Source organism: Streptomyces sp. NPDC053673, from assembly GCF_055585225.1.
The window spans coordinates 270,800-296,393 of sequence record NZ_JBVJKN010000004.1 but is presented as its reverse complement, the minus strand read 5'-3'; the positions used below and the strand labels follow the sequence as shown (position 1 = coordinate 296,393).

The window sequence follows — 25,594 nt, the reverse complement described above, 5'->3', positions numbered from 1 at the left end:
CGGGTGTGACCGGTCGGGGCCCACGCGTTGGGTGCCCGGCGTGACCGGCGTGCCCGGTCGTCGTACCGGTCCCCGGCACCGTCGGTTGTACCCACCCGTTCCGCCCAGCGGAGCGTCCCCCAACGGTTACGGGTGCTCGATGCTGTCGGCGAGCTTCTGGCCCCGCAGCAGGAACCACGCGACGGCCGCGGTGGCGAGCAGCACCGCCGCACCCACGCCCGAAGCGAGCCTGAGCCCGTCGACGAACGCCTCCTGGGCGGCGCCGACCAGGGCCGCGCCCTGCTGCGCCGGGAGCGCGGTGGCTGCCTCGACGGCTCCGCCGAGCGACTCATGGGCGGCGGAGGCCACGTCCGCCGGCACTCCGGCCGGGGTCACGAAGTCCCGGTAGACCCCGGTCACGATGGAGCCGAGCAGGGCGATACCGAGGGCGGCGCCCAGTTCGTAGGCGGTCTCGGACACCGCGGAGGCCGCGCCTGCCTGCTCCCTGGGAACGCTGGAGAGGATCACGTCGGCGGTGACGGTGAACGAGAATCCCGCGCCGATACCGACGACGAGCAGCGCCGCACCGAGCAGTGGATAGCCGGTGGACCGGCCGATGAGGGTCAGCACGGCGAGCGCGACTCCCACGGCGGCGAGACCGGCGGCCACCACCGACCGTACGGAGAACCGCCGGGCGACCGTGCCCGCGACCAGACCCGTGGCCACCGCACCGATCGCGGCGGGCAGTTCCGCGAGACCTGCCTCGAACGGCTGCCTGCCCTGCACCAGTTGCAGGAACTGGGAGAGGAAGAAGACCAGTCCGGACAGGCCGAGAATCGTCAGCAGGTCCGCGAGGACGGCGCCGGAGAAACCCCGGTGCCGGAACAGCCGCATGTCGAGCAGCGGTGCGGGCAGGGTCAGCTGCCTGCGGACGAATCCGTACAGCCCGGCCGCACCGATGAGCGCGGCGGCGCCCGCCTCCCAGCCGAGGCCGTGGGTCGCGACCTCCTTGACGGCGTATACGACACCGACCATGCCGACGAGGGACAGCACGACACTCACCAGGTCCCAGGGTCCCGCGACCGGGTTCTTGGACTCGGGCAGCAGTTTGATACCGACGAGCACGAGGACAGCCATCACGGGCAGGTTGATGAGGAAGACCGAGCCCCACCAGAAGTGCTCCAGCAGGAAGCCGCCGACGACGGGTCCGACGGCCGCGCCCGCCGAGGCCATGGCGCCCCAGATGCCGATGGCGAGGCTGCGCTCCTTGGGGTCGTGGAAGATGTTGCGGATCAGGGCCAGCGTGGAGGGCATCAGCGTGGCACCGGCGACACCGAGCAGCGCCCGGGCGAGGATCATCATCTCGGGCGTGGTGGCGTACGCGTTGAGCACGGACACCGCGCCGAACGCGACGGCACCGCTCAGCAGCAGCTTCTTCCGGCCGATCCGGTCACCCAGGCTGCCCATGGAGACGAGCAGACCCGCGATGACGAAGGAGTAGACGTCACCGATCCACAGGAGCTGGGTCCCTGACGGCTTGAGGTCCTCGCTGAGGAAGGGCGTCGCAAGGCCGAGTACGGTGGCGTCCACGGCCACCAGCAGAACGGCGAGCACCAGCACCGCGAGCGCGAGCCAGCGCCCGGGGCGGTACAGGGTTTCGTCCGTCCCGCTCGTGCGCTGGACCGTGCTGGTGGTCATCTCTCCACACTCCGTCGTGCTCCGCCGAGCAACAGCTCGGCGATCATGTACTGGAAGTCGTTCTTGGCGACCCGGCCGTCCATGACGGCCCAGGCGCAGGTGCCGATGAGCCCGTACAGGGCCTCGGTGAGCCATGCGGGCGAGAGGTCGATCCGGAACTCGCCCTGCTCCTGACCGCGTCGGAAGAGGGCCGAGACACGGGCGTCGAGTCTGGCCCAGCCTTCGTTGATCTCGTCGCCCTCGAACAGTTGGTTCTCGGTGACGAGGAAGGCGAGCAGGTCCGCGCCGGGCTCCATCTCGGCGATCAGCCGCCGCAGCCCGTCGCTCGCGCCGCCCTCGTCGAGGCGCGCCCGGTCGAGCGCGGCCTCGAACTCCTGGATGCCGAGCGCTTCGAGGGCCCTCACCAGGGCGTCCCGGCCCGCGAAGTGCCGGTGCAGCGTGGCGCGCCCGATGCCCGCGGCGCGTGCGACCTCGTCCATGGTCGCGGTCGATTTGCGGGCGAGGAGGGCGGCGGCGGTGCGGAGCACCTGTTCACGGTCCATGGCCATGAGACGAGCATACACCAAATGAGACGTTCATGTCTCACTCGATAAATCAGTGCCTCACAGAGAGGCTGGAGGAGATGCTGTGCGCATGAAGCCGCTGCCGCTGATCGACATCGACGGTCCGCTGAATCCCTACGGCGGAAAGCCGGAGCACCGGCCGGAGGGCTACACGACACACCGGATGCGGCCGAGCGGCTGGACGCACGACAAGCCGCTGCGGGTCTGGCTCAACCACGGGCACGGCCGCGAGCTGCTGGCCCTGGGCGAGTGGTACGAGCTGGTGTGGGCGACGACCTGGAAGGGCGAGGCCAATGTCTGGGTGGGACCGCATCTGGGGCTGCCCGAACTGCCGTTCATCGACTGGCCCGTGATGCACGGGGCCTCACCGCGCGGGACGTTCTGGAAGACGCAGTACGTGCTCACGTACGCGGCCGTGCGGCCGTTCGCCTGGATCGACGACGAGATCACGGATCTGGATCGTGAGTACGTGGAGCGCAATCACCTCGCCGAAGCGCTGCTGATGCACGTCGATCACCGGATCGGGCTCACGCGGCCGGACTTCGACGCGCTCGCGGACTGGGCGGCGGGGCTGTAGGCACGGTCCTGCCGCAACGGGACCGCCCCGGCCGGACAGGGTCCGGCCGGGGCGGTCGCGCGGTGCGGGTGAGGTCAGGCCAGGGTCGCCAGGGCCTGGTTGAAGGTGTTCGACGGCCGCATGACCGCCGCCGCCTTCGCCGGGTCCGGCTGGTAGTAGCCGCCGATCTCGGCCGGCGAGCCCTGCACCGCGAGCAGCTCGCCCACGATGGTCTGCTCCTGGTCGGTCAGCGTCTTGGCCAGGGCCGAGAACGCGCCCGCCAGCTCGGCGTCGTCGGTCTGCTTCGCCAGCTCCTGGGCCCAGTACATCGCCAGGTAGAAGTGGCTGCCGCGGTTGTCGATGCCACCCACACGACGGGTCGGCGACTTGTCCTCGTTCAGGAAGGTCGCCGTCGCCCGGTCCAGGGTGTCGGCGAGGACCTGGGCGCGGGCGTTGCCGGTGGTCTGCGCGAGGTGCTCGAAGCTCGCCGCGAGCGCGAAGAACTCGCCCAGGCTGTCCCAGCGCAGGTAGTTCTCCTTGACCAGCTGCTGGACGTGCTTCGGCGCGGAGCCGCCGGCGCCCGTTTCGAACAGGCCGCCGCCCGCCATCAGCGGGACGACCGACAGCATCTTGGCGCTGGTGCCCAGCTCCAGGATCGGGAACAGGTCGGTCAGGTAGTCGCGCAGCACGTTGCCGGTGACGGAGATCGTGTTCTCGCCGCGGCGGATGCGCTCCACGGAGAGCTTGGTCGCCTCGACCGGGGAGAGGATCTTGATGTCCAGGCCCTCGGTGTCGTGCTCCGGCAGGTACTGCTTGACCTTCTCGATCAGCTTGGCGTCGTGGGCGCGGTTCTCGTCCAGCCAGAACACGGCCGGGTCGCCGGTCGCGCGGGCGCGGGTGACGGCGAGCTTGACCCAGTCGCGGATCGGAGCGTCCTTGGCCTGGCACATGCGGAAGATGTCCTCGGCGCCGACGACCTGCTCCAGGACCACGTCACCAGCCTCGTCGACGACCCGCACGGTGCCCGTGGTGGGGATCTCGAAGGTCTTGTCGTGGCTGCCGTACTCCTCGGCCTTCTGCGCCATCAGGCCGACGTTGGGGACCGAGCCCATCGTCGACGGGTCGAAGGCGCCGTTCGCGCGGCAGTCGTCGATGACGACCTGGTAAACACCCGAGTAGCTGCTGTCCGGGAGGACCGCGAGGGTGTCGGCCTCCTGGCCGTCCGGGCCCCACATGTGGCCCGAGGTGCGGATCATCGCCGGCATGGAGGCGTCGACGATGACGTCGCTCGGGACGTGCAGGTTGGTGATGCCGCGGTCGGAGTCGACCATCGCGAGCTCGGGGCCCTCGGCCAGCTCGGCGTCGAAGGACGCCTTGATCTCGGCGCCCTCGGGCAGCGACTCCAGGCCCTTGAAGATGCCGCCGAGACCGTCGTTCGGGGTCAGGCCGGCCGCGGCGAGCGTCTCGCCGTACTTCGCGAACGTCTTCGGGAAGAAGGCGCGCACCACGTGGCCGAAGATGATCGGGTCCGAGACCTTCATCATCGTGGCCTTCAGGTGCACCGAGAACAGCACTCCCTCGGCCTTGGCGCGGGCCACCTGCGCGGTCAGGAACTCACGCAGCGGCGCCACGCGCATGACGGACGCGTCCACGACCTCGCCCGCCAGCACCGGCACGGACTCGCGCAGGACGGTGGTGGAGCCGTCGTCGCCCTTCAGCTCGATGCGCAGGGAGCCGTCCTTGGCGATGACCGCGGACTTCTCGGTGGAGCAGAAGTCGTCGGCGCCCATGGTGGCGACGTTCGTCTTCGAGTCGGCGCTCCAGGCGCCCATGCGGTGCGGGTGGGTCTTGGCGTAGTTCTTGACCGAGGCGGGGGCGCGGCGGTCGGAGTTGCCCTCGCGCAGGACCGGGTTGACGGCGCTGCCCTTGACCTTGTCGTAACGGGCGCGGATGTCGCGCTCCTCGTCGGTCTTCGGGTCGTCCGGGTAGTCCGGCAGTGCGTAGCCCTGCTCCTGCAGCTCGGCGATCGCGGCCCTCAGCTGCGGGATGGACGCCGAGACGTTCGGCAGCTTGATGATGTTCGCACCGGGGGTCCGGGCCAGCGCGCCGAGCTCGGCGAGGGCGTCACCGATCCGCTGGCCCTCCTCCAGACGCTCCGGGAACAGGGCGATGATGCGCCCTGCCAGGGAGATGTCGCGGGTCTCCACAGTGACCCCGGCGGTCGAGGCGTACGCCTGGACGACAGGCAGGAACGAATACGTCGCCAGGGCCGGAGCCTCGTCAGTGTGCGTATAGATGATGGTCGAGTCAGTCACCGGGTGCTCCGCTCCACGTCTGCAACATTGCTCGACATCAAGATATCTCGTGCCGACGGCCCACTCGACAGGACCCTGCCCCCGATGTGGCGGCACGGCGGAAACACGATGCCGCCGCCCCGTCTCCGCAAAACGGGGCGGCGGCATCGCGACGATGCTCCGGAGGACCGCCGTCAGAGCTTGGCGGTGGCCCAGGCGTGCTGCGTGGCCAGGTCGGCCTTCACCTCGGCGAGCTGGACGGCGACCGCCGACGGGGCCGTACCGCCGCGCCCGTCACGGGAGGCGAGCGCGCCCGGGACGTTCAGGACCGTACGGACGGCGGGCGTCAGATGCGGCGAGATCTTGGCGAACTGGTCGTCCGTGAGCTGGTCCAGCTCGATGCCGTGCGCCTCGCACTCCTTGACGCACTCCCCCGCGACCTCGTGCGCGACGCGGAACGGAACGCCCTGCTTGACGAGCCATTCGGCGATGTCCGTGGCGAGCGAGAACCCGGCCGGGGCCAGCTCCTCCATCCGCTCGCGGTTGACGGTCAGCGTCGCCATCATCCCGGTGAAGGCCGGGAGCAGGACCTCCAGCTGGTCGCAGGAGTCGAAGACCGGCTCCTTGTCCTCCTGGAGGTCGCGGTTGTACGCGAGCGGCAGCGCCTTCAGCGTGGCGAGCAGGCCGGTGAGGTTGCCGATGAGGCGGCCCGACTTGCCGCGCGCCAGCTCGGCGATGTCCGGGTTCTTCTTCTGCGGCATGATCGACGAGCCGGTCGAGAAGGCGTCGTGCAGGGTCACGAAGGAGAACTCCTTCGTGTTCCAGATGATGACCTCCTCGGCGATCCGGGAGAGGTTCACGCCGATCATCGCGGTGATGAAGGCGAACTCGGCGACGAAGTCGCGGGAGGCCGTGCCGTCGATGGAGTTGGCGGCGGAGCCGTGCTCGAAGCCGAGGTCGTTCGCCACCGCCTCCGGGTCGAGGCCGAGGGACGATCCGGCGAGGGCGCCGGAGCCGTACGGGGAGACGGCGGTCCGGTCGTCCCACTGCCGCAGGCGCTCGGCGTCCCGGGACAGGGACTGGACGTGGGCCAGGACGTGGTGGGCGAAGAGGACCGGCTGGGCGTGCTGGAGGTGCGTACGACCGGGCATGGCGACGTCCGGGTGGGCCTCGGCGAGGCCGACCAGCGCGTCCTGGAGCTCGGCGACGAGACCGCCGATGATCCGGGCGTGGTCGCGCAGATACATCCGGAAGAGCGTGGCGACCTGGTCGTTGCGGGACCGGCCGGCGCGCAGTTTGCCGCCGAGGTCCGGGCCGAGGCGCTCCAGCAGGCCACGCTCCAGGGCCGTGTGGACGTCCTCGTCGGCGATGGTGCCCACGAAGCTGCCGTCGGCGACGTCCGCTTCGAGCCGGTCGAGCCCCGCGATCATCCGCTCCAGCTCGTCCGCCGTCAGCAGACCGGCCTTGTGGAGCACGCGCGCATGGGCGCGGGAGCCGGCGATGTCGTACGGCGCGAGGCGCCAGTCGAAGTGGACCGACGCCGACAGCTTCGCCAGCGCCTCGGCCGGGCCGGCGGCGAACCGGCCGCCCCAGAGCCGGACGTCACCGTTGTTGCTGCTCACGTGCTCTGCTCCTCAAGGCTGTGGAAGTACTACCGCCTCCCCGCCGCGGAGGAACGGGGAGGCGGTTGGTTCAACGGTCGGGGGTTACGCGAGGTCTCCGTCAGGCTCCGCCTGCAAGATCACGCCGCGCGGCGATCTTCGACGACAGGCCGAAGATGTCGATGAAGCCCTGGGCCTTCGACTGGTCGAAGGTGTCGCCCGAGTCGTACGTCGCCAGGTTGAAGTCGTACAGCGACTGGTCCGACTTCCGGCCGGTGACGACGGCGCGGCCGCCGTGGAGGGTCATCCGGATGTCACCGGTGACGTGCTGGTTCGCCTCGTCGATGAAGCCGTCGAGGGCGCGCTTGAGCGGCGAGAACCACAGACCGTCGTAAACGAGCTCGCCCCAGCGCTGCTCGACCTGCCGCTTGTAGCGGGCCAGCTCGCGCTCGACCGTGACGTTCTCCAGCTCCTGGTGGGCGGTGATCAGCGCGATCGCGCCCGGCGCCTCGTACACCTCACGGGACTTGATGCCGACGAGCCGGTCCTCCACCATGTCGATCCGGCCGATGCCCTGGGCGCCGGCCCGCTCGTTGAGCTGCTGGATGGCCTGCAGGACGGAGACGGGCTTGCCGTCGATGGCGACCGGGACACCCTCCTTGAAGGTGATGATCACCTCGTCGGCCTCGCGGGCGAGGGCCGGGTTCTGGGTGTACTCGTAGATGTCCTCGATCGGCGCGTTCCAGATGTCCTCCAGGAAGCCCGTCTCGACGGCCCGCCCGAAGACGTTCTGGTCGATGGAGTACGGCGACTTCTTGGTGGTCGCGATCGGGAGCTGCTTGGCCTCGCAGAAGGCGATCGCCTTGTCCCGGGTCATCGCGTAGTCACGGACCGGGGCGATGCACTTCAGGTCGGGGCCGAGGGCCTGGATGCCGGCCTCGAAGCGGACCTGGTCGTTGCCCTTGCCGGTGCAGCCGTGCGCGACGATGCCGGCGTTGTGCTTCTTGGCGGCGGCGACGAGGTGCTTGACGATGGTCGGCCGGGAGAGGGCGGAGACCAGCGGGTACCGGTCCATGTAGAGGGCGTTGGCCTTGATCGCCGGGAGGCAGTACTCCTCGGCGAACTCGTCCTTGGCGTCCGCGACCTCCGCCTCCACGGCACCGCAGGCGAGCGCGCGCTTGCGGATGACGTCCAGGTCCTCGCCGCCCTGGCCGACGTCCACGGCAACGGCGATGACCTCGGCGCCCGTCTCCTCGGCGATCCAGCCGATGGCGACGGAGGTGTCCAGACCGCCCGAGTAGGCGAGTACGACGCGCTCGGTCACGGGTTTCTCCTTACGGTGCATTCGGTGACGGGTATAACTATGCAGACCTCCGTATGTTTTGTCAACGCGGCGCATATCCAGTGGCCGCCGCGGACCCGGCTCCGTACGCTCCCGCCATGCAGACCAGGGGAAATGACGTCGTCGAACGAGTCGCACAGGGGGTCCCGGTCCACGAGGCGCTCGACGGGACGGACCCCGACGCCTGGCTCGACTTCGACGCCGAGGTGCGTTTCCTGTGGCTGAACACCCCCGAGGGCGAGGCCGGAGGAAACACCCACCATCCGGCCCTCGCCCTGTGCCACCGTGACGGCCGCGTCCGGGAGCCGGCGCTGGAGCAGGCGGCAGCACGGCCCGAACTGCTGCCGCTGATCGTGATCCGCACCGCGGACTGGGCCGCCCCGGTACGCGGACGGGCCCGGGCACTGCTCCCGGGGCTGCTCGCCTCCGCGCGCCACGAGACGCTCGTGCCGCTCACCGCGCTCGTCCTGCGCCTGGCCCGCCGCGAGCGCGGCGCCTTCGCGCGCGACACCCTCGCCGCCCTCCTGCGGTCCGCTCCGCCGGCGGCCTTCGCGCCGCTGCTGTACGCCGAGGACCGGGACACGCGCCGTTTCGCGTACGGGCTCGCCGTCGAACGCGCGCTGCTCCCCGCCGCACACTTGGCCCGGGCCGCGGCGACCGACGGCGACATCGTCGTGCAGAACCTGTGCGCCGAGGCCGCCCTCGCGCTCGACGCGACCGGCGGCGGCGACGATGACGTGATCGTTCCGCTGCTGGCCTCACGGCAGCCAGGCGTGCGGTCCGCCGGTGTCACCGCGCTGCGCCGGGCCGGACGCCACGCCGAGGCCCGGCCGTACCTCACCGACCGTTCGGGACTGGTCCGGGCCTGCGCCCGCTATGTGCTGCGGCAGGGCGGCCTCGAACCGCTCCCGCTCTACCGCGCCCTGTGCGCCGACCCGTCCGACCTCGGCGTACCGGCGTGGGCGCCCCTGGGGCTCGCCGAATGCGGCGAGCCCCGCGATGCCGCGCTGCTGTGGCCGCTCACCACCCACCCGGTCCCGGCGGTGCGCGCCCGGGCGGTCACCGGACTGCGCGCGTTGGACAAGGTCGACACGGAGCGGCTGCGCCCGCTGCTCGACGACGCGGCGCCTGCCGTCGTACGGGAGACGGTCTCCGCGCTGCGCCCTTCGGCCGACCGGCTGCCGGAGGACTGGCTCGCGCGGCGGCTCGCCGCCGACCGGCCGGCCCACACACGGCGTGCGGCGTTCCGGCTGCTGCGCGCGCAGGGCGGAATCGCGCAACTCCGGGCCGCCGTGCGCCTGCTGGATGACGAGGACCCCTGGCTCCGGGCCCTGGCCGGGCCCGCGATCCAGCAGTGGGAACCGCCGGTGGGAGGGCACCACGACGCTGCCGAACTCGCCGCACTGCTGGAGCGTTGCACGCACCTGTTCGGCGACTAGGTCCTGTCCGGGCGATCTTGTCGGGCCCGCGACGCCAGCTCCGGCACCTCGCTGCGTTGTCGGAGTCGCCCAAGTACGTCCAGTACGAGGGCGATCTCCCCCAGCTACCGCTGGGAGGTGCCCCCACCGCCTTGCGATGTGTCCCCTCGGCCCTGCGGGCCTGGGGAGACCCCATGCATCTGACGCCGCGGCCTGTTCCTCGAAGATCGCCCGGACAGGACCTACGAGATGCAGCGGCTGCGGTCGCGGTCGGGCGTACCGGAGTCCGGGACGAACAGCGCGAAGCGTCCCCACCGTTCGCTCGTCAGGTCCATAATCCGCACATGGGACAAACGTACGAACGCATAGAAGGCCGTATCCGGACATTCATCGAAGAGCAGCCCGTTTTCTTCACCGCCACCGCCCCGCTCGCGGGCGACGGCCACGTCAACCTCTCCCCCAAGGGCCGCAAGGGCACCCTCGCCGTCGTCGACGAACTGACCCTGGCCTACCTCGACTTCGGAGGCAGCGGCGCCGAGACCATCGCCCATGTACGGGAGAACGCCCGCATCACCCTGATGTGGTGTGCGTTCACCGGTCCGCCGAAGGTACTGCGGGTGCACGGTCAGGGGGAGGCGGTGTTCCGGGACGATCCGCGGTGGGCGGAGTTCATCGCGTACTTCAAGGACGCGGACGGGGCCGCCGCCCGGGCGGTCATCGTGGTGCACGCCCGCCGGATCAGTGACGCGTGCGGATTCGCCGTACCGTTCATGGACTATCGCGAGGAGCGAACGCAGCACGCGGAGCACTTCGGGCGGAAGACGGACGAGGAGTTCGCGGCGTACTGCGAGAAGAAGCCGCATGTCGGAGTGAGCCTCGACGGGCTGCCCGCGCTCCCGCTCCCGCTGCCCGCCCGTACCGACTGACCCCCTGCCGGCGGGCCCTGCGGACACCCGGACGGGCGCGGCTGACACAAGAGGCCCGGCGTTGAACTCCTCGGCCCTCGTCTCCGTATCCACCAGAGCGATACGGATGAGCCGAGGAGCAGCCGTGACGATGATTCAGAGTGGTCGGGCCGCAAGGCGCCAGACCATGCGCGCGATCCGGCCGCGCCGCAATCCGGCGGCGGTGCTGCTGGCCGCGGCCTGGGCAGGAGCGGCCGCCGTCCTGTGGCTGTGGTGGGAGAACACGGCGGTCGTCCGTATGGACACCGCCGAGTGGCTGGTCGGGGCGGGCCGGATCACGGGCCTGCTCGGCGGCTACATGATCGCGCTCGTGGTGCTGCAGATGGCGCGTGTCCCGGCGCTGGAACGACGTGTGGGTTCCGACCGGTCGGCCCGCTGGCACGCGATGAGCGGCCGGTACGCGATCGGTCTCGTCGTCGCCCATGTCGTCCTGACCATCTGGGGTTACTCCGTACAGGGCCGTACCGGCCTCGTCGAGCAGACCGTGACCGTCGTCGTCGACTTCCCCGAAATGATCAAGGCGGCGGTCGGCACCGTCCTCCTGCTGGTGGTCGGCTTCGTGTCGGCGGGCGCGGTGCGCCGCCGTATGCGCTACGAGACCTGGTACTACCTGCATCTGCTGACCTATGCAGCCGTGTACCTGACCTTCTGGCACCAGCTGGCCACCGGCGCCGAGTTCGTGGCGAGTGCGACCGCTCGTACGGTCTGGTACGTGCTGTACGCGGCCGTCGGCGCCCTTCTCCTCTGGTACCGCGCCCTGGCACCGGTGCGGCTCAACCTCTGGCACCGGATGCGGGTGGAATCCGTCGTGGACGAGGCTCCCGGCGTGGTCTCCGTGCTGATCACCGGGCGCCGGCTGCACCGGCTCGGCGCCGAGGCGGGTCACTTCTTCCGCTGGCGGTTCCTCACCAGGGGTCTGCGCTGGAGCTCCAATCCGTACTCCCTCTCCGCTCCGCCCCGCCCGGATCTGCTGCGCATCACCGTCAAGGCCGTCGGCGAGCACAGCACGGCACTCGCCCGGCTGGAACCGGGGACGAGGGTCTGGGCCGAGGGACCGTACGGAGCGATGACCGCGGGCCGGCGGAGCCGGAACAAGGTGCTCCTGATCGCCGGCGGTGCCGGCATCACCCCGCTGCGGGCCCTGTTCGAGACGCTGCCGGGCGGCCCCGGTGACCTGTCCCTGCTCTACCGGGCCGGCACGAGGGAGGACCTGGCGCTGTGGAGTGAGCTGCAGCAGATCGCCGAGGCGCGGGAGGCGAAGCTGATGTACGCCGTGAACGGGCCGGACGGGGCACGCCCCCGCATCACCACCGAGCGGCTCAAGGAGGTGCTGCCGGACATCGATCAGCACGACGTCTATCTGTGCGGACCGCCCGGTCTCGCCGAGGAGTCGTACCACGCGCTGCGCGCGGCGGGGGTGCCGTCCCGTCGTATCCACCATGAGTCGTTCGAGATGTGAGGCCGTCCGTGAAGAGGAAACACCCCCTGCGCCGGATCCTTCTCGCCGTCGCCGGCACCACGTCGGCCGTCGTGGTGCTGCTGGCCGTCAAACAGCCGGGCGCGCCGACGGCCGGTGCGGCACCGCAGGCCGGCGGCGCCGTACCGCCCGCGGCGTCGGCACCCGCCGGAACCGGCCCCGGCGTCGAACCCGCGGGCGGGCAGACCGTCCTCGGGGACGAAGCCCCGACCCAGTACGGTCCGGTGCAGGTGCGGCTCACGCTCAGCGGCGGCAGGATCACCGCGGCCGAGGCCGTCAAGGCACCGTCGTCCGATGCCAACAGCCGGAAGATCGCCGCTACCGCCGTACCGAAGCTCAACAAGGCGGCCGTCGCCGCACAGAGCGCGGGGATCGACACCGTCTCCGGAGCCTCGTACACGAGCCAGGGCTACATCACCTCCCTGCAGAGCGCCCTCGACAAGGCCGGCCTGTGACGACGGACCGGGCACGACTGCGCCATGTCGAGCATGCGATGGGCACGGTGTTCTCGTTCGACGTGCGGATGGCCGCCGACTGCGACGGCGCGCGCATGCGCGCCGGGCTCGTCGCGGCTGTGGCCGCCCTGCACCGCGCGGACGAGCTCTTCTCGACCTACCGCCGGGACAGCGAGGTCAGCAGGCTCGCCAGGGGGGAACTCGCCCTGGTGGACTGCGCGCCCGACGTGATCGAGGTGCTCGGGCTCTGCGAGACGGAGGAGCAGCTGAGCGACGGCTGGTTCACCACCGGGTACGGGGGCGGGAGCGGACTCGACCCCACCGGCCTGGTCAAGGGCTGGGCTGTGGAACGCGCGGCGCGCATGCTCGCCTCGTCCGGTGCCGCCGCGGTCTGCCTCAACGGCGGGGGCGACGTCCAGTTGCACGGCGGCCCGTGGCGGGTCGGCATCTCGGACCCGCTGTCCCCCGGCGGGCTGGTCGCGGTGGTCGAGACCGACGAAAGCCTCGCCGTCGCCACATCGGGGCCGGCCGAACGCGGCTGCCACATCGTCGATCCGCACACGGGCGCCCCGCCGGCCGGCGGTCTCGCCTCGCTCACCGTCGTGACACCGGGCCTGACCCAGGCGGACGCCCGGGCGACGGCCGCCTACGCCATGGGCGTGCGGGCCCGCGACTGGCTGGAGGGGCTTTCGGACACGGAGGGCTTCGCCGTCGCCGCGGACGGCAGCACCTGGCAGACCAGAGGCTTCGCCCGTCATCTGGCCAAGCAGGACCACCCGGACGCACCAGCCGCCTAGGGCCTGTCGTTTGGATCAGGCCGGATCAGCGAGCGGGGTCTGGCGCGTGCAGATGCAAGGCGGAGGAGGGAGCCACTGCGGAGCATTGGCGACTGACGACAACGCCGCAGATGCGCGTGCCAGGGCACGCGCGCCCGGCAAGATCCGAACGACAGGCCCTGACCCCCGGGGCAGCCGAGCGAGCGCCGGGGCGGCGACCCGGGGGGGCACCGGCCGTGAGGCCGCCGGGCTGCTGGTCCCGACGCGCTGCCCGGTGTGCGGCAACCCGGGCAGCCGTCTCGTCCCCACGGCGGCCGACCGCCGGCCGGCGCTCGCGCTGTACGAGTGCGGCGAGGACGGCGTCCTGCGTGCGTTCTCCGTCGAGGTGCAGACCGTCACGGCGTCCGGGATCGCCCGGGTCGTCTCCTTCCAGGACCCGTCGCGCTCCCTGCCTTCGGGCCGGCCGCTCGCCGATCAGGCACCGGCGGTGCGCCGAGGCCTGTCAGCGGTCGTTCTGGGCCAGCCGCAGCAGATGGTCCGCGAGTGCCTGGCCGCCCGCCGGGTCGCGGGAGATGAGCAGCAGGGTGTCGTCTCCCGCGATCGTGCCGAGAATCGCGTGGAGTTCGGCCTGGTCGATGGCCGAGGCGAGGAACTGGGCCGCGCCCGGCGGCGTACGCAGCACCACCAGGTTGGCCGAGGCCTCCGCGGAGATGAGCAGCTCACCGGAGAGGCGGCGCATCCGCTCCTCCTTCGCCGACTCGCCCAGCGGCGCCTGCGGGGTGCGGAATCCGCCCTCGCTCGGCACCGCGTAGATGAGCTCGCCCCCGGTGTTGCGGATCTTCACGGCGCCGAGCTCGTCGAGGTCGCGGGAGAGCGTCGCCTGGGTGACGCTCAGCCCGTCGTCGGCGAGCAGCTTGGCCAGCTGGCTCTGCGAGCGCACCGGCTGCCGGTTGAGGATGTCCACGATCCGGCGGTGGCGGGCCGTGCGGGTCTGCGGCACGGACGGCCCGCCGTGCTCGATTTCCTGCGCATCGGTCATCGTCGTCTCATTCTCCGGATCGTCCGTCCCCGTATGTCTCGTCGAGGATGCCGGGCAGCGCCTGGAGGAAAGCGTCCACCTCCGCGTCGCCGATGATCAGCGGCGGCATGATCCTTACGACATCGGGGGCGGGCGCGTTGACCAGGAGGCCGGCAGCCTGAGCCGCCTGCTGCACCTGGGGTGCGAGGGGCTCGGTGAGCACGATACCCAGCAGCAGGCCCGCACCGCGGACATGGGAGATCAGCGGGTGCTTCTGCTTCCCGCCGGGATTCTCGATTCCGTCCCGGAGCTTCTCGCCGGTCCGCTTGACGTCGTCGAGCGTGCCGTCGAGGGTCCCCAGCACGGCGAGTCCCGCGGCGCAGGCGACCGGGTTGCCACCGAACGTCGTGCCGTGCTGGCCGGGCCGCAGCAGTTCGGCGGCCGGTCCGAACGCCACGGTGGCGCCCAGCGGCAGCCCGCCGCCGAGACCCTTGGCGAGGGTGACGATGTCCGGGTCGACGCCCTGGTGGGCCTGGTACTCGAACCAGTGGCCGGTGCGGCCGATGCCGGTCTGGACCTCGTCGAGGACGAGGAGCGTGCCGGTGGCGCGGGTGATCTCGCGGGCCGCCCGAAGGTAGCCGGGCGGCGGTACGACCACGCCGTTCTCGCCCTGGACCGGCTCGATGATCACGAGGGCGGTCTCCTCGGTGACCGCGGCCCGCAGCGCCTCGGCGTCCCCGTACGGAACGTGCGTGACGTCGCCGGGCAGCGGCAGGAAGGGCCGCTGCTTGGCGGGCTGGCCGGTGAGCGCGAGGGAGCCCATGGTCCGGCCGTGGAAGCCGCCCTCGGTGGCGACCATGTGCGGACGGCCGGTCAGCCGGCCGATCTTGAAGGCGGCCTCGTTGGCCTCGGCTCCGGAGTTGCAGAAGAAGACGCGGCCCGGGCGGCCGGACAGCTGGAGCAGCCGTTCGGCCAGCGCGACCGGCGGCTCGGCGACGAAGAGGTTCGAGACATGGCCGAGCGTGGCGATCTGCCGTGAGACGGCCTCGACGACGGCGGGGTGGGCGTGGCCCAGCGCGTTGACGGCGATCCCGCCGACGAAGTCGAGGTACTCGTTGCCGTCGGCGTCCCAGACCTTCGCGCCCTCGCCGCGGACCAGGGACAGCTTCGGCGTGCCGTAGTTGTCCATCATGGAGCCCTGCCAGCGCTGTGTGAGCTCCTGGTTGCCGCTGTGGTCGCTCATGCCGTTCCCCCTTCGGTGCCGTCGGGCACGACCATCGTGCCGATGCCCTCGTCGGTGAAGATCTCCAGCAGGATGGAGTGCTGCACCCGGCCGTCGATGACCCGGGCGGTGTTGACGCCGTTGCGCACGGCGTGCAGGCAGCCCTCCATCTTGGGGACCATGCCGCTGGAAAGCTCGGGCAGCAGCTTCTCCAGTTCGCTCGCGGTGAGGCGGCTGATCACCTCGTCGCTGTTGGGCCAGTCCTCGTACAGACCCTCGACGTCCGTGAGGACCATCAGGGTCTCGGCGCCGAGCGCGGCGGCCAGCGCGGCCGCAGCGGTGTCGGCGTTGACGTTGTACACATGCCCGTCGTCGGCACTGCGCGCGATGGAGGAGATGACGGGGATCCGGCCGTCGTTCAGCAGTGCCTCGATCGCTCCGGTGTCGATCTCGGTGATCTCGCCGACGCGGCCGATGTCGATGAGCTCGCCGTCGATGGTCGGGCGGTGCTTGGTGGCGGTGATGGTGTGCGCGTCCTCGCCGGTGAGGCCGATGGCGAGCGGGCCGTGCTGGTTGAGCAGCCCGACCAGCTCGCGCTGGACCTGCCCGGCGAGCACCATCCGTACGACGTCCATGGCCTCCGGGGTCGTGACGCGCAGCCCGGCCTTGAACTCGCTGACCAGGCCGTGCTTGTCGAGCTGGGCGCTGATCTGCGGGCCGCCGCCGTGCACGACGACGGGCTTGATGCCGGCCTGCCGCAGGAAGACGACGTCCTGGGCGAAGGCGGCCTTCAGCTCCTGGTCGACCATCGCGTTGCCGCCGAACTTGATGACGACCGTCTTGCCGTGGTGGCGGGTGAGCCACGGCAGTGCCTCGATCAAGGTCTGCGCCTTGGGGAGTGCGGTGTGCTTACGAGTGCTCATCGGCTCCGGGATCCTCAGGAGGAGTACGCGCTGTTCTCGTGGACGTAGTCGGCGGTGAGGTCGTTGGCCCAGATGACGGCGGACTCGGACCCGGCGGCGAGGTCGGCGGTGATCCTGACCTCGCGGTAGCGCATGTCGACGAGGTCGCGGTCCTCGCCGACGGAGCCGTTCCTGCAGACCCAGACGTCGTTGATGGCGACGTTCAGCCTGTCGGGCTCGAAGACCGCCTTCGTCGTACCGATCGCGGACAGGACCCGGCCCCAGTTGGGGTCCTCGCCGTGGATGGCGCACTTGAGGAGGTTGTTACGGGCGATCGAGCGGCCCACCTCGACGGCGTCGTCCTCGCTCGCGGCGTTGACCACCTCGATCCGGATGTCCTTGCTGGCACCCTCGGCGTCGCCGATGAGCTGACGGGCGAGGTCGTCGCAGACGGCCCGTACGGCCTCGGCGAACTCGCCGTACTCCGGGGTGACCCGGGCGGCGCCGGAGGCGAGCAGCAGCACGGTGTCGTTGGTGGACATGCAGCCGTCGGAGTCGACCCGGTCGAAGGTGAGGCGGGTCGCGGCGCGCAGCGCCCTGTCGAGGGTCGCGCTGTCCAGGTCGGCGTCGGTGGTGAGCACGACGAGCATGGTGGCGAGGCCGGGGGCGAGCATGCCCGCGCCCTTGGCCATGCCGCCGACGGTCCAGCCGTCGCCCTGGTGGACCGCGGTCTTGTGGACGGTGTCGGTGGTCTTGATGGCGATGGCGGCCTTCTCACCGCCGTGCGCGCTGAGCTCGGCGGCCGCCTTCTCGATGCCGGGCAGCAGCTTGTCCATGGGCAGCAGTACGCCGATGAGTCCGGTGGACGCGACGGCGATCTCCCCGGCGCTGTGGCCCTGAAGGACCTCGGCGGCCTTCTCGGCGGTGGCGTGGGTGTCCTGGAAGCCCTTGGGGCCGGTGCAGGCGTTGGCGCCGCCGGAGTTGAGGACGACGGCGGAGACCTCGCCGCCCTTGAGGACCTGCTCGGACCAGAGGACGGGTGCCGCCTTGACGCGGTTGGAGGTGAAGACGCCCGCGGCGGAGTGGCGCGGCCCGTTGTTGACGACGAGCGCCAGATCCGGGTTGCCGCCCTTTTCACCGTTGAGGGGGGCCTTGATCCCGGCGGCGATACCCGCGGCCGTGAATCCCTGTGCAGCGGTGACGCTCAAGGTGCCACTCCGATCGTGGAAAGTCCTGTGGTCTGGTCGAGACCCAGGGCGATGTTCATGCTCTGGACCGCGCCACCCGCCGTGCCCTTGGTGAGGTTGTCGATGGCGCTGATCGCGATGATGCGGCCGGCGGCCTCGTCGTGGGCGACCTGGACCTGAACGGCGTTGGAACCGTAGACGGACGCCGTGGCGGGCCACTGTCCCTCGGGGAGGAGGTGGACGAACGGCTCGTCGGCGTACGCCTTCTGGTACGCGGCCCGTACGGCGTCGGCCGTCGTGCCCGGCCTGGCCTTGACGCTGCAGGTGGCGAGGATGCCGCGGGACATGGGCGCGAGGGTGGGTGTGAAGGACACGGTGACGGGCTCGCCCGCGACCGCGCTGAGGTTCTGGATCATCTCGGGGGTGTGCCGGTGGCCGCCGCCGACGCCGTACGGCGACATCGACCCCATGACCTCGCTGCCGAGCAGATGCGGCTTGAGCGCCTTGCCTGCGCCGGACGTGCCGGTGGCGGCGGTGATCACGGCATCGGGCTCGCCGAGGTGGGCCGCGTACGCCGGGAAGAGCGCGAGGGAGACCGCGGTCGGGAAGCAGCCGGGTACCGCGATGCGCCTGGACCCCTTTAGCGCGGCGCGGGCACCCGGCAGTTCGGGAAGGCCGTACGGCCAGGTCCCGGCGTGCGGCGAGCCGTAGAACTTCTCCCAGTCGGCGGCGTCGTCGAGTCGGAAGTCGGCGCCCATGTCGATGACGAGGACATCGTCACCGAGCTGCTCGGCGACCGCGGCGGACTGGCCGTGCGGCAGGGCGAGGAACACGACGTCATGCCCGGCGAGCACGTCCGCCGTGGTGGCCTCGAGCACCCGGTCCGCCAGCGGCAGCAGATGAGGCTGGAGCGCTCCGAGCCGCTGCCCGGCGTTGGTGTTCGCGGTCAGGGCGCCGATCTCGACGCCGGGGTGCGCGAGGAGCAGACGGAGGAGCTCTCCGCCCGCGTATCCACTCGCTCCGGCAACTGCTGCACGTACTGCCATCGGGCCCTCCTCGTTGATGGCATGACTATACGCAACAGTGCAGTTTTATGCAACGACAGCCCGGAGCGGCATTCCGGCGAGCCGGTGTCCGTTGGGTCCCCGAAAGCCGGGGATCCCGGAAGCGGTGGAGACACCTGCGCCACCGAGGATGGCGACGAGGGGCCTGCTCATGGGCGAGAGCAGGACGACTGCCCGCTCCGGGCGGACGGATCTCGAGGCGATCCCGACTCCGCCCGGAGCGAGGCAGTAGCCACTTCACATCCGCAGGCGTGGGCCGCGGAGTCGTTTCAGGGCTTGTGCGGATGCCCGTGTCGTGTCGGCTGCAGCGCGTTGGCGAACACGTAGTCGCCAACGTTGGTACCGATCTCGTTCCCGTCCTCGGCGTCCCAGCGGAAGTGCACGCCCAGCCAGAGACGGCTCAGCTTGCCCTCCTCGGCGACCTGGCTGAAGTTGGCCATCCTGCGGTATTCCTCGATGGTGTGCGGGTCCTCCGAGTGTGCGATGAACGAGACGTCGTCACGACCGAAGAAGTGCTTCATCGCGCTTGCCCAAGCAGCCGTGAAGTTGGCGTGCCCGGAGGTCCAGGCGGGGAAGCACGGGGTGAACGGTGTCCCTTCGCCGTCCGCACTGAGAGGCTGCCAGTTCGCGTTCGCGCCGCCCGTCGCCTGGATCGCGGACACCGGGCGCCACTCGTTGATCGGGGTGTCGAACTTGGAGTCCCAGGCCGCGATCCCGGCATCCGCCAACGACAGCGCCGACAGCGCGAACAAGTGGGTGGTCTCGTACGTGTCGAGCTTGAACCTCTTGGCGACGATCCCGGTCAGCTCGAGCAGTTGCCCCGGGGGGTGGTAGGTGCCGTTCAGGTCATGGTCCCAGAACCAGCCGACTACGGTCTGTTCGAAGGTGCGCTCGGTGGAGTCGACGGCACCGACCCGTCGCACCTCGTCGAGCTGGGCCGCGTACTCCGGGCTGGCCACCAGATCGGCGTAGGAAGTGAAGCCCCGCAGGGTGGGAGGCCGGAACTGCGAGCCGGAGCGGAGCACGAACGGTTTCACCTTGCCCCAGTTCGGGGTGTCCGCGTCACCCGGCTGCTTGCAGGCCCCTTCGTCGTCCGTCGCCTCTTCACCCGTCGGCCGCCAGGCTCCAGGTGTGGTGGTGTCGCCGCTGTAGACGTCCGGGTTGTCCGAACCGTCGTTCGCCCGGGCTTCGTTGATCTGCCTCACCACGCGGTCGACCACCAGGCGGTCGAGGGGGTCGTAGGCGTAGGGAGAGCGGCCGGTCCGGGCCTTGTACTTGGCGTCGATGTAGTCCTGATCGCCCGGGTAAAGCTGCGAGATCATCCGGTACGCCGTGCGGTCGATCAGCCGCTCCTCCTCGTCCCGATGCGGCCGCGAGTGCCTGTGGGCATACTTCAGCGGCCGGCTGAGATATGGCTCGTACTCCAAGGTTCCGTACGTGTACTGATAGGCGCTCTCCGCGTTGTAGATCGCCGCGAAGACCATCGCCCCGGACCTGGAGAGTTTGCCGGGCGAGGCGTCCCAGCCCCGCGCATTGCGGAACGTCTGGAGCAGGACCTCGTTCCAGTACTGCGTCGGATCGTCCCTGTGCCTTGTCGCGGCGGCGGCCTGCGGCGCACCCGCCGCCACCGGACTCAGCCCGGCGAGCAGGGCACCGGCCACGACGACGGCCCGTAGCCGTCCCAGGCGTCCGCCGGCACGGGACTTCGAGCGTGGGAGCACGGACTTCGCGGTCGGCTGACGGCCATGATCGGGCTCGAGAGCCATGGCATTCCTTTCGACGTCGCTGATCAACGACGGCAGCGTAATGTCCGGTATGCCAAAATTAAGATTAACCACGCCGATATGCTGTGTATGTTATAAACGTTAGTTTTTCACTCGCGTGAGTAATTCGATCCCATTCTCGTATGGCTACGGCCAGGTGGCGTGCAGCTCTGCGTAACGCTCGGGGCAGCGGTCCTGACGGCCCTTCAACGGCAAGCCGGATTCCAGGCCACCAGCCCGCCCGCACCTGCGGCGCGGCGCCGGGCAGCCCCGGCCCCCGCCGCCCGTGGCGCGGGGGCCGGGGGCCGGGGGCCACTCAGGCCTCATATCGCGTCAGGTAGTCCTGCCGCAGGGCGTTGAGGATCTGGGCGGCCTCGGGAAGGTCCGCCTTCCGGCAGCGTGCCGCTGCCGTCGTCAGCCGGGCGATGGCCTCCTTGAACCGGCCGAGGCCGTTCCCCTCGACCAGGGCGGCGATCCGGACTGCTTCGGCGCGCGGCACCTCGCCGTGCTCCCCGCCCTGTTCGTGGGCGGCGATGGCGGCCTCCGCCTCGGCCAGGGCCTCCGGGAAGCGTTCGGCCTCCGCCAGGACACGGGCACGGCGGTAGTGCACGGTGCCGCTCGCGTACCAGGGGGCGAAACTCTCGGTGCCTTCCGGCACGGCTGCCCGGACCGCGTCGGCCCGGGCCAAGTGGTCCAGTGCCGTGTCCAGCCCGTCGGCCTCCCGGGACAGCATCGTCAGACGGGCGAACTCGCACATCATGTGTGTGATCAAGGAGGGGTTCGGCGCCTCGGCGTGGGACGCGACGGCGCGCTCGTACGCCGTGCCCGCCGCTTCCCAGCGGTCGGCCATCGCCAGCGCGGTGGCCGCCTCCGCCGCAACCAGAGTGTGGATGGCACGGTCGTCCTCCCATGCGGCGACGGTGTCCGCCAGCCGCAGGAACTCCTCGGCCGCAGCCAGGTACTCCTCCAGCTCCCGCAGCCCTCGCGCGAGAGTCAGCCGGGCCTGGGCGAGCAGTCGTTCGTCGAGCGAGGAGGCCGCCTCGTCACTGAGGACGGATTCCAGTACGGCGACGGCATCGGCCTGCTGCCCCGTGCGCGCAAGGACATCGGCGAGCTGGAGACGTATGTCGGCGGCCTCGTTGTGCGCCCCGTCCTGGTCGAACCGAGTTGCCGCCTCCGAGAGGTGGCGCACGGCACCGCCGAAGTCCCCGAGATGCGAGGCGGCATGGCCGAGCAGCGCATACGTCGGAGCCGGCGCGAACTCCGTGTCGTCGTAACGGACCGCGTCGGAGATCGCCTGGTGCAGCAGCTCCACCGCCTCCGCCGGCTCGTCCTTGGACAGCAGGACCTGGGCGAGCTGGGCGCGCAGGCGCGAACCGCGCCAGGGCCGCCCGGAGGCATCCACGTCCTTCAGAGCCGCGCGCAGCTCCGCCTCGGCGCGTACGACGTCACCACGGCGGCAGGCGATGTCCGCGACGAACTGCCGTGCGTTGGCCACCTGGTGAGGGACGGACAGGCGTTCCGCCTCGGAGTGCAGCGTACGGGCGGACTTCTCGAACCACTCCATGGCGGGGCCGGAGGCCTCCGGCAGTTGCCGCAGCACCTGCTGGTAGGAGGCGAAGGTGCAGGAGTACAGCACAGCGAGGTACTCCAACACGCGCTCCGCCGCCACGTCCGCTCCGGACGCGGCCTCTCCCTCCCCGACGGCCTCGCCCGTCAAAGGGGCCTCGGTCTTGAGGCGCTCCACCTTGTGCAGGGCCTCGTCGAGGGCGGCCCGGATCGCGTCCGCGTCCAGCCGCTCGGTGCCGGAGTCCGTGGCCCGGTCCTCCTGCGAGGCCGCGCCTTTCTTGTCGTCGTCGGAGGCAGTCGCCCATGCGAGGGCGCGTGTGCGTGCGGAGAGGGCGTGCCAGGGCATGCCGAGCCGCTCGAACAGATCGGCGGCCCGCTTCAGCTCGGTGACGCTCTCCGCGTCGCGGTCCTCCTGCGCGAGCTGGTACGCGCTCTGCTCGGCGAGTTCCGCGCGCAGAAGGTCCTCCGGGCCGAGGCGGTCGTCGTGCGTGGCGGTGCCGTCGGCCAGGCGTTCGGCGATGCGGGTCCAGAGCCTGGTGTTCCCTGGATGCCCCACGGTCGCCATGCGCCGTGCCTCGCGTACCAGGGAGACGAAGTCCTCGGGGACGTCCGGCCCGGCGGCGGGAGCGGAGACGGCCACCGCCGCGCCCCCCGCTGCGGAAGAGCGGGTCACGGCGGTCCGCAGTCCGAGCGGCAGCGGCTCGCCGAGCAGCGGGCGCTGCGCGAGGCGCAGCCGGCGGCGGTCCCCGACGGCCGTGGTGCCGTTGCGCGCGTCGAAGGCGGTGGTGAGCCGGTCCGCCTCGGAACGGACATGGGCGAGGAGCTCGCCCGCGGTCCAGTTCCGTCCGGGCGGGCCGCCGACGGCGGTGTCGGTGTGCCCGTCTGCGACGAGAAGGGCGAGCAGCACCTCGGCGCCGGTGAGGAAGCCCAAGCCGGACAGCGGGGCGCCGGTCGCCTCGAACAGCGGGCGGTTCTCCGCGAGAATCTCCAGCCCCCGGCCCTCATTGCGCGAGAGGGCGCAGAATTCCAGGTGCAATCCGACCTCGTCCTGCATGCCGGTGTTGCCCCGGACCCGCCGGTAGCCGGTGAGATGGTGGGAGCGGGCCTCGTCCGCACGGCCTTCGCGCAGCAGGGCCAGCAGCGCGCGCGCCTGGCTCATCTGCGGCTCCTCGCTGCAGCCCATGGCTCCGTCGAGGACCGGACGCCAGCTCTCGAGGGCTCCGGCGTCGTCGCCTGACGTCACCTGGTGCCAGGCGAGGTGCCGGGTCTCGCAGGCTTCGCAGTCGCTCAGCTCGGTACGGGGCCGGGTGGCCCAGAGGTCGTAGGCGTCGGCGACGCCTACGCCGGTGTGGGACGCGACGTGGTAGCGCATCGCCGCCACCGGCTGCATGCCGTGGTCGGCCGACTCGTAGCGGGTGCGCATCTGGTCGATCCAGCCGTGGACGGTGGCCAGTGGCACCTCGGGCACCTGAAGGAGGGACGTCGTCACCCACTTGAAGCGCCAGAAGACCTGATGGGCCTCCCACTGACTGAAGGACTCGGGAGCGGTGTCCCACAGCTTGAGCAGCCGTGCGAACACGACGGGCGACTTGCGGTGTTCACCGGTGAACTCGTACGCCGACATCAGCTCCAGCAGGGCCGTGACGAGGACGTCGGGCTTCTCGAAGGGTTCCGCCGCCTCGACGAGCTCCTCGGCGGTGATGGTGCGCTGCAGGCCGTGCGGGCGGTCGTTGTTCTCACGCAGCGCCTCGACCACGGCCTCGGGGGTGTCCAGCATCTACATTTCCTTCCAGGGCTCGGAGCCGGGTGCCGCCGTGCCGGGGTGGTGCATGGCGTGGCTGAGCAGGCCGATGAAGGCTCGGTTGAGCAGGGCGCTCTCGCTCGCCCGGAGCGGGCGGCGGCTGAGCAGCAGAGCCTGGCCGTAGAGGGCTTCGGCAGTGGTGACGGCGAGGCCGCGCTCGCTGATCGTGATCGCCTGGCGGACCAGCGGGTTGAGATGGTTCAGGACGAGCTGGGCGCGCGGGGTCTCGTGGCGCAGGGAGCCGAGGATGTCGGCCCACAGGCCGTCGCTGTCGGCGGCGAGGCTCGACCTGGTCCGCTCGTGGCGCGCCTCCCGGTTGTCGAGGAGCAGCGCGGGGGCGGTGACGGGCTGGAAGTCACGCAGGACGACGTCGCAGTCGTGGACGCCGATCGTCTCCCGGGCGACGGCGAGGAAGGCCGCCGCGCGAAGTTCGGCGGTCGGGTCCACGGCGTCGAGATGGGCGGTGACGGTGGCCGGGTCTAGGTCGGTGACGGCCGTGCCGGGGCGGATCTCGGGCAGCCGGTGCACAAGGTCGCGGTCGTAGGTGTAGCCGCCGTTGACGACGCCCAGGCCGGCGGCCGAGGCAATGGGGGCGACCTGGCGGAACTCCTCGACACTGCGCGTGACCAGGAGGGTCGGGTGCGTCCGCGCGAACTCCTCCAGCGTGACGTTGCCGTCGGTGGTCTCGAACGGCAGCCACGGCAGCACGATGCGCAGCAGCTCGTCGTCGTAGCGGGCGAGCGCCTTGACCGCGAGGTGGTGCGTGTCGATGAAGCGGTGCAGCAGCGACGGATCACTGGCGGCGAGTCCGGTGAGCCAGTCGCGGATCCGTTCGCCCAGGGCGTCCCGTACGGCGGACAGGGTGCCGTCCTCGTACAGCGCCTCCCGGGACGCGGTCGGCCGCAGGCTGGTGGTGTCGACCACACAGCGCACGAAGAACGCCCAGTCCGGCAGCAGTTCGGGCGCCTGGTCCGTGAGGAGCATGCCCTTGAGGTGTACGCGGTGGCCCGCGCGCTGTGCCGGGCTCACGGCCGTGGGAAGGACGTAGGCGACACCGCGCAGCCCGGCCGCCGGGAGGTCGAGCTCGACGGTGTCGAGCGGGGTGAAGTCGAAGAGGTTGCGGCAGTACGCGGTCAGCGCCTCACGGCGGGCCAGCGGGGAACGGTGGGTCTGCTCCCACGGGGGTGTCTCGTTGACCCGGTGGGTCTCGCCCCGCGGTCCGACGACGGCGACCTCGTGCCGCAGGAGGCCGCCGTAGTGCCGGGCCAGGGAGACGACCTGCTCCGGGCTCGTCCACTCGGCGTTGTCGGCGCGCGGGACGAGCCGGACGGTGGTGCCCGGCTCGGGCACGGACGAGGCGGGCAGGGTGCGGATGGTGTAACGGCCGTCGGAGTGGCCGCGCCACTCGACAGCGGGCGCGGACGGGTCGGCCGCGGACCGGCTGAGTACGGTGATCTCGTCAGCCACGACGAAGCACGCGAGCAGTCCGATGCCGAACTGGCCGATGAACTCCCCGCGGGCGGCATCGAGCCCGGAGCCGTCCAGAGTGCCTTCGGCGGTCCGCTTGGAGCTGCGCCCGATGGTGGCGAGGAACCTGTGGACGTCGGCCTCGGTCAGACCGATGCCCGTGTCCGTGACGGTGAGGGTGTCACCGGTGCGCACCGTGATCGTGCCGGGCGCGCCGGGTGCGACCGCCTGCCGGGCGGTGATGGCGTCCACGGCGTTCTGCAGCAGCTCGCGCAGGTAGACGCGGGGGCTTGAGTAGAGGTGGTGGGAGAGCAGGTCGACCAGGCCGCGCAAGTCGACCTGGAAGGTATGAGCGGTCTCGGAGTTGGGCACCTGACGGAGTCTTTCGGTGGGCGCGTCCCGCGCCGTGAGTGGCGCAGGAGGGGCGACGCGGACGGGGTACGGAGGGTGCGGGAGGACGAGGGAGGGTCGGACCGA

Annotated in this window: 19 protein-coding genes and 1 pseudogene; 6 read left to right on the top strand and 14 right to left on the bottom strand. The window is 71.0% G+C overall.

Annotated elements, in window-relative coordinates:
- Positions 1-126: 126 nt before the first annotated feature.
- Together ACZ6ZQ_RS08885 and ACZ6ZQ_RS08880 are read right to left on the bottom strand one after the other, a co-directional pair.
- Positions 127-1,677 carry an MFS transporter gene (locus tag ACZ6ZQ_RS08885; protein WP_469767868.1) on the bottom strand — a complete coding sequence of 517 codons (1,551 nt, stop codon included), beginning with the start codon at positions 1,675-1,677 and terminating at the stop codon, positions 127-129.
- Positions 1,674-2,225, bottom strand: coding sequence for a TetR/AcrR family transcriptional regulator (locus ACZ6ZQ_RS08880; RefSeq protein WP_469767867.1), 552 nt, complete (start codon positions 2,223-2,225; stop codon positions 1,674-1,676). The genes ACZ6ZQ_RS08885 and ACZ6ZQ_RS08880 overlap by 4 nt, the downstream gene beginning before the upstream one ends.
- A gap of 85 nt (positions 2,226-2,310) precedes the next feature.
- Between ACZ6ZQ_RS08880 and ACZ6ZQ_RS08875 the strand changes: the two genes are divergently transcribed.
- A complete protein-coding gene (locus ACZ6ZQ_RS08875; protein ID WP_469767866.1) occupies positions 2,311-2,817 on the top strand; it encodes an HAD domain-containing protein in 507 nt (168 codons plus the stop codon).
- 74 nt (positions 2,818-2,891) lie between these two features.
- Here the strand turns inward: ACZ6ZQ_RS08875 and ACZ6ZQ_RS08870 are convergent, their stop codons facing one another.
- The 3 genes from ACZ6ZQ_RS08870 to ACZ6ZQ_RS08860 all read right to left on the bottom strand — a co-directional run bounded on the left by ACZ6ZQ_RS08870 (position 2,892) and on the right by ACZ6ZQ_RS08860 (position 8,015).
- A complete protein-coding gene (locus ACZ6ZQ_RS08870) occupies positions 2,892-5,111 on the bottom strand; it encodes an NADP-dependent isocitrate dehydrogenase (protein ID WP_469767865.1) in 2,220 nt (739 codons plus the stop codon).
- A gap of 173 nt (positions 5,112-5,284) precedes the next feature.
- On the bottom strand, positions 5,285-6,712 hold the full coding sequence (gene argH, locus ACZ6ZQ_RS08865; RefSeq protein WP_469767864.1) for an argininosuccinate lyase: 1,428 nt from the start codon (positions 6,710-6,712) through the stop codon (positions 5,285-5,287).
- A gap of 100 nt (positions 6,713-6,812) precedes the next feature.
- Complete coding sequence (locus tag ACZ6ZQ_RS08860; protein WP_469767863.1) at positions 6,813-8,015, bottom strand: argininosuccinate synthase; 1,203 nt, start codon at positions 8,013-8,015, stop codon at positions 6,813-6,815.
- A gap of 116 nt (positions 8,016-8,131) precedes the next feature.
- Here ACZ6ZQ_RS08860 and ACZ6ZQ_RS08855 point away from each other — a divergent pair, with 116 nt between their 5' ends.
- The 5 genes from ACZ6ZQ_RS08855 to ACZ6ZQ_RS08835 all read left to right on the top strand — a co-directional run bounded on the left by ACZ6ZQ_RS08855 (position 8,132) and on the right by ACZ6ZQ_RS08835 (position 13,145).
- A complete protein-coding gene (locus ACZ6ZQ_RS08855; RefSeq protein WP_469767862.1) occupies positions 8,132-9,472 on the top strand; it encodes a hypothetical protein in 1,341 nt (446 codons plus the stop codon).
- Between the two features lie 323 nt (positions 9,473-9,795).
- Positions 9,796-10,377, top strand: a complete 582-nt coding sequence (locus ACZ6ZQ_RS08850) for a pyridoxamine 5'-phosphate oxidase family protein (protein ID WP_469767861.1) — start codon at positions 9,796-9,798, stop codon at positions 10,375-10,377.
- A 130-nt stretch (positions 10,378-10,507) separates the two neighbouring features.
- A complete protein-coding gene (locus tag ACZ6ZQ_RS08845) occupies positions 10,508-11,875 on the top strand; it encodes a ferredoxin reductase family protein (RefSeq protein ID WP_469767968.1) in 1,368 nt (455 codons plus the stop codon).
- An 8-nt stretch (positions 11,876-11,883) separates the two neighbouring features.
- Positions 11,884-12,348: an FMN-binding protein gene (locus ACZ6ZQ_RS08840; RefSeq protein WP_469767860.1), complete on the top strand. Its 465-nt coding sequence runs from the start codon at positions 11,884-11,886 to the stop codon at positions 12,346-12,348.
- A 38-nt stretch (positions 12,349-12,386) separates the two neighbouring features.
- A complete protein-coding gene (locus ACZ6ZQ_RS08835; protein ID WP_469767967.1) occupies positions 12,387-13,145 on the top strand; it encodes an FAD:protein FMN transferase in 759 nt (252 codons plus the stop codon).
- A gap of 481 nt (positions 13,146-13,626) precedes the next feature.
- On the opposite strand, the gene ACZ6ZQ_RS08830 is transcribed toward ACZ6ZQ_RS08835, so the two are convergent.
- The 9 genes and pseudogenes from ACZ6ZQ_RS08830 to ACZ6ZQ_RS08790 form a co-directional block, all read right to left on the bottom strand.
- Positions 13,627-14,163, bottom strand: coding sequence for an arginine repressor (locus ACZ6ZQ_RS08830; protein WP_453666043.1), 537 nt, complete (start codon positions 14,161-14,163; stop codon positions 13,627-13,629).
- Positions 14,164-14,170: 7 nt separating this feature from the next.
- Positions 14,171-15,385: an acetylornithine transaminase gene (locus ACZ6ZQ_RS08825; RefSeq protein WP_469767859.1), complete on the bottom strand. Its 1,215-nt coding sequence runs from the start codon at positions 15,383-15,385 to the stop codon at positions 14,171-14,173.
- Positions 15,382-16,287, bottom strand: a complete 906-nt coding sequence (argB, locus tag ACZ6ZQ_RS08820) for an acetylglutamate kinase (RefSeq protein ID WP_453666039.1) — start codon at positions 16,285-16,287, stop codon at positions 15,382-15,384. Before argB ends, ACZ6ZQ_RS08825 begins: the two co-directional genes overlap by 4 nt.
- 14 nt (positions 16,288-16,301) lie before the next feature.
- Complete coding sequence (argJ, locus tag ACZ6ZQ_RS08815) at positions 16,302-17,474, bottom strand: bifunctional glutamate N-acetyltransferase/amino-acid acetyltransferase ArgJ (RefSeq protein WP_469767858.1); 1,173 nt, start codon at positions 17,472-17,474, stop codon at positions 16,302-16,304.
- The gene (gene argC / locus ACZ6ZQ_RS08810; protein ID WP_469767857.1) at positions 17,471-18,499 is read right to left on the bottom strand and encodes an N-acetyl-gamma-glutamyl-phosphate reductase; all 1,029 of its coding nucleotides are present in this window, start codon (positions 18,497-18,499) and stop codon (positions 17,471-17,473) included. Before argC ends, argJ begins: the two co-directional genes overlap by 4 nt.
- Before the next feature lie 87 nt (positions 18,500-18,586).
- Positions 18,587-18,670: pseudogene (locus ACZ6ZQ_RS08805) on the bottom strand (NAD-dependent deacetylase); the annotation flags it as partial.
- 116 nt (positions 18,671-18,786) lie between these two features.
- The gene (locus ACZ6ZQ_RS08800; RefSeq protein ID WP_469767856.1) at positions 18,787-20,283 is read right to left on the bottom strand and encodes a vanadium-dependent haloperoxidase; all 1,497 of its coding nucleotides are present in this window, start codon (positions 20,281-20,283) and stop codon (positions 18,787-18,789) included.
- A gap of 313 nt (positions 20,284-20,596) precedes the next feature.
- Positions 20,597-23,626, bottom strand: a complete 3,030-nt coding sequence (locus ACZ6ZQ_RS08795) for a hypothetical protein (protein ID WP_469767855.1) — start codon at positions 23,624-23,626, stop codon at positions 20,597-20,599.
- Positions 23,627-25,489: an HSP90 family protein gene (locus tag ACZ6ZQ_RS08790; RefSeq protein ID WP_469767854.1), complete on the bottom strand. Its 1,863-nt coding sequence runs from the start codon at positions 25,487-25,489 to the stop codon at positions 23,627-23,629.
- Positions 25,490-25,594 lie beyond the last annotated feature (105 nt).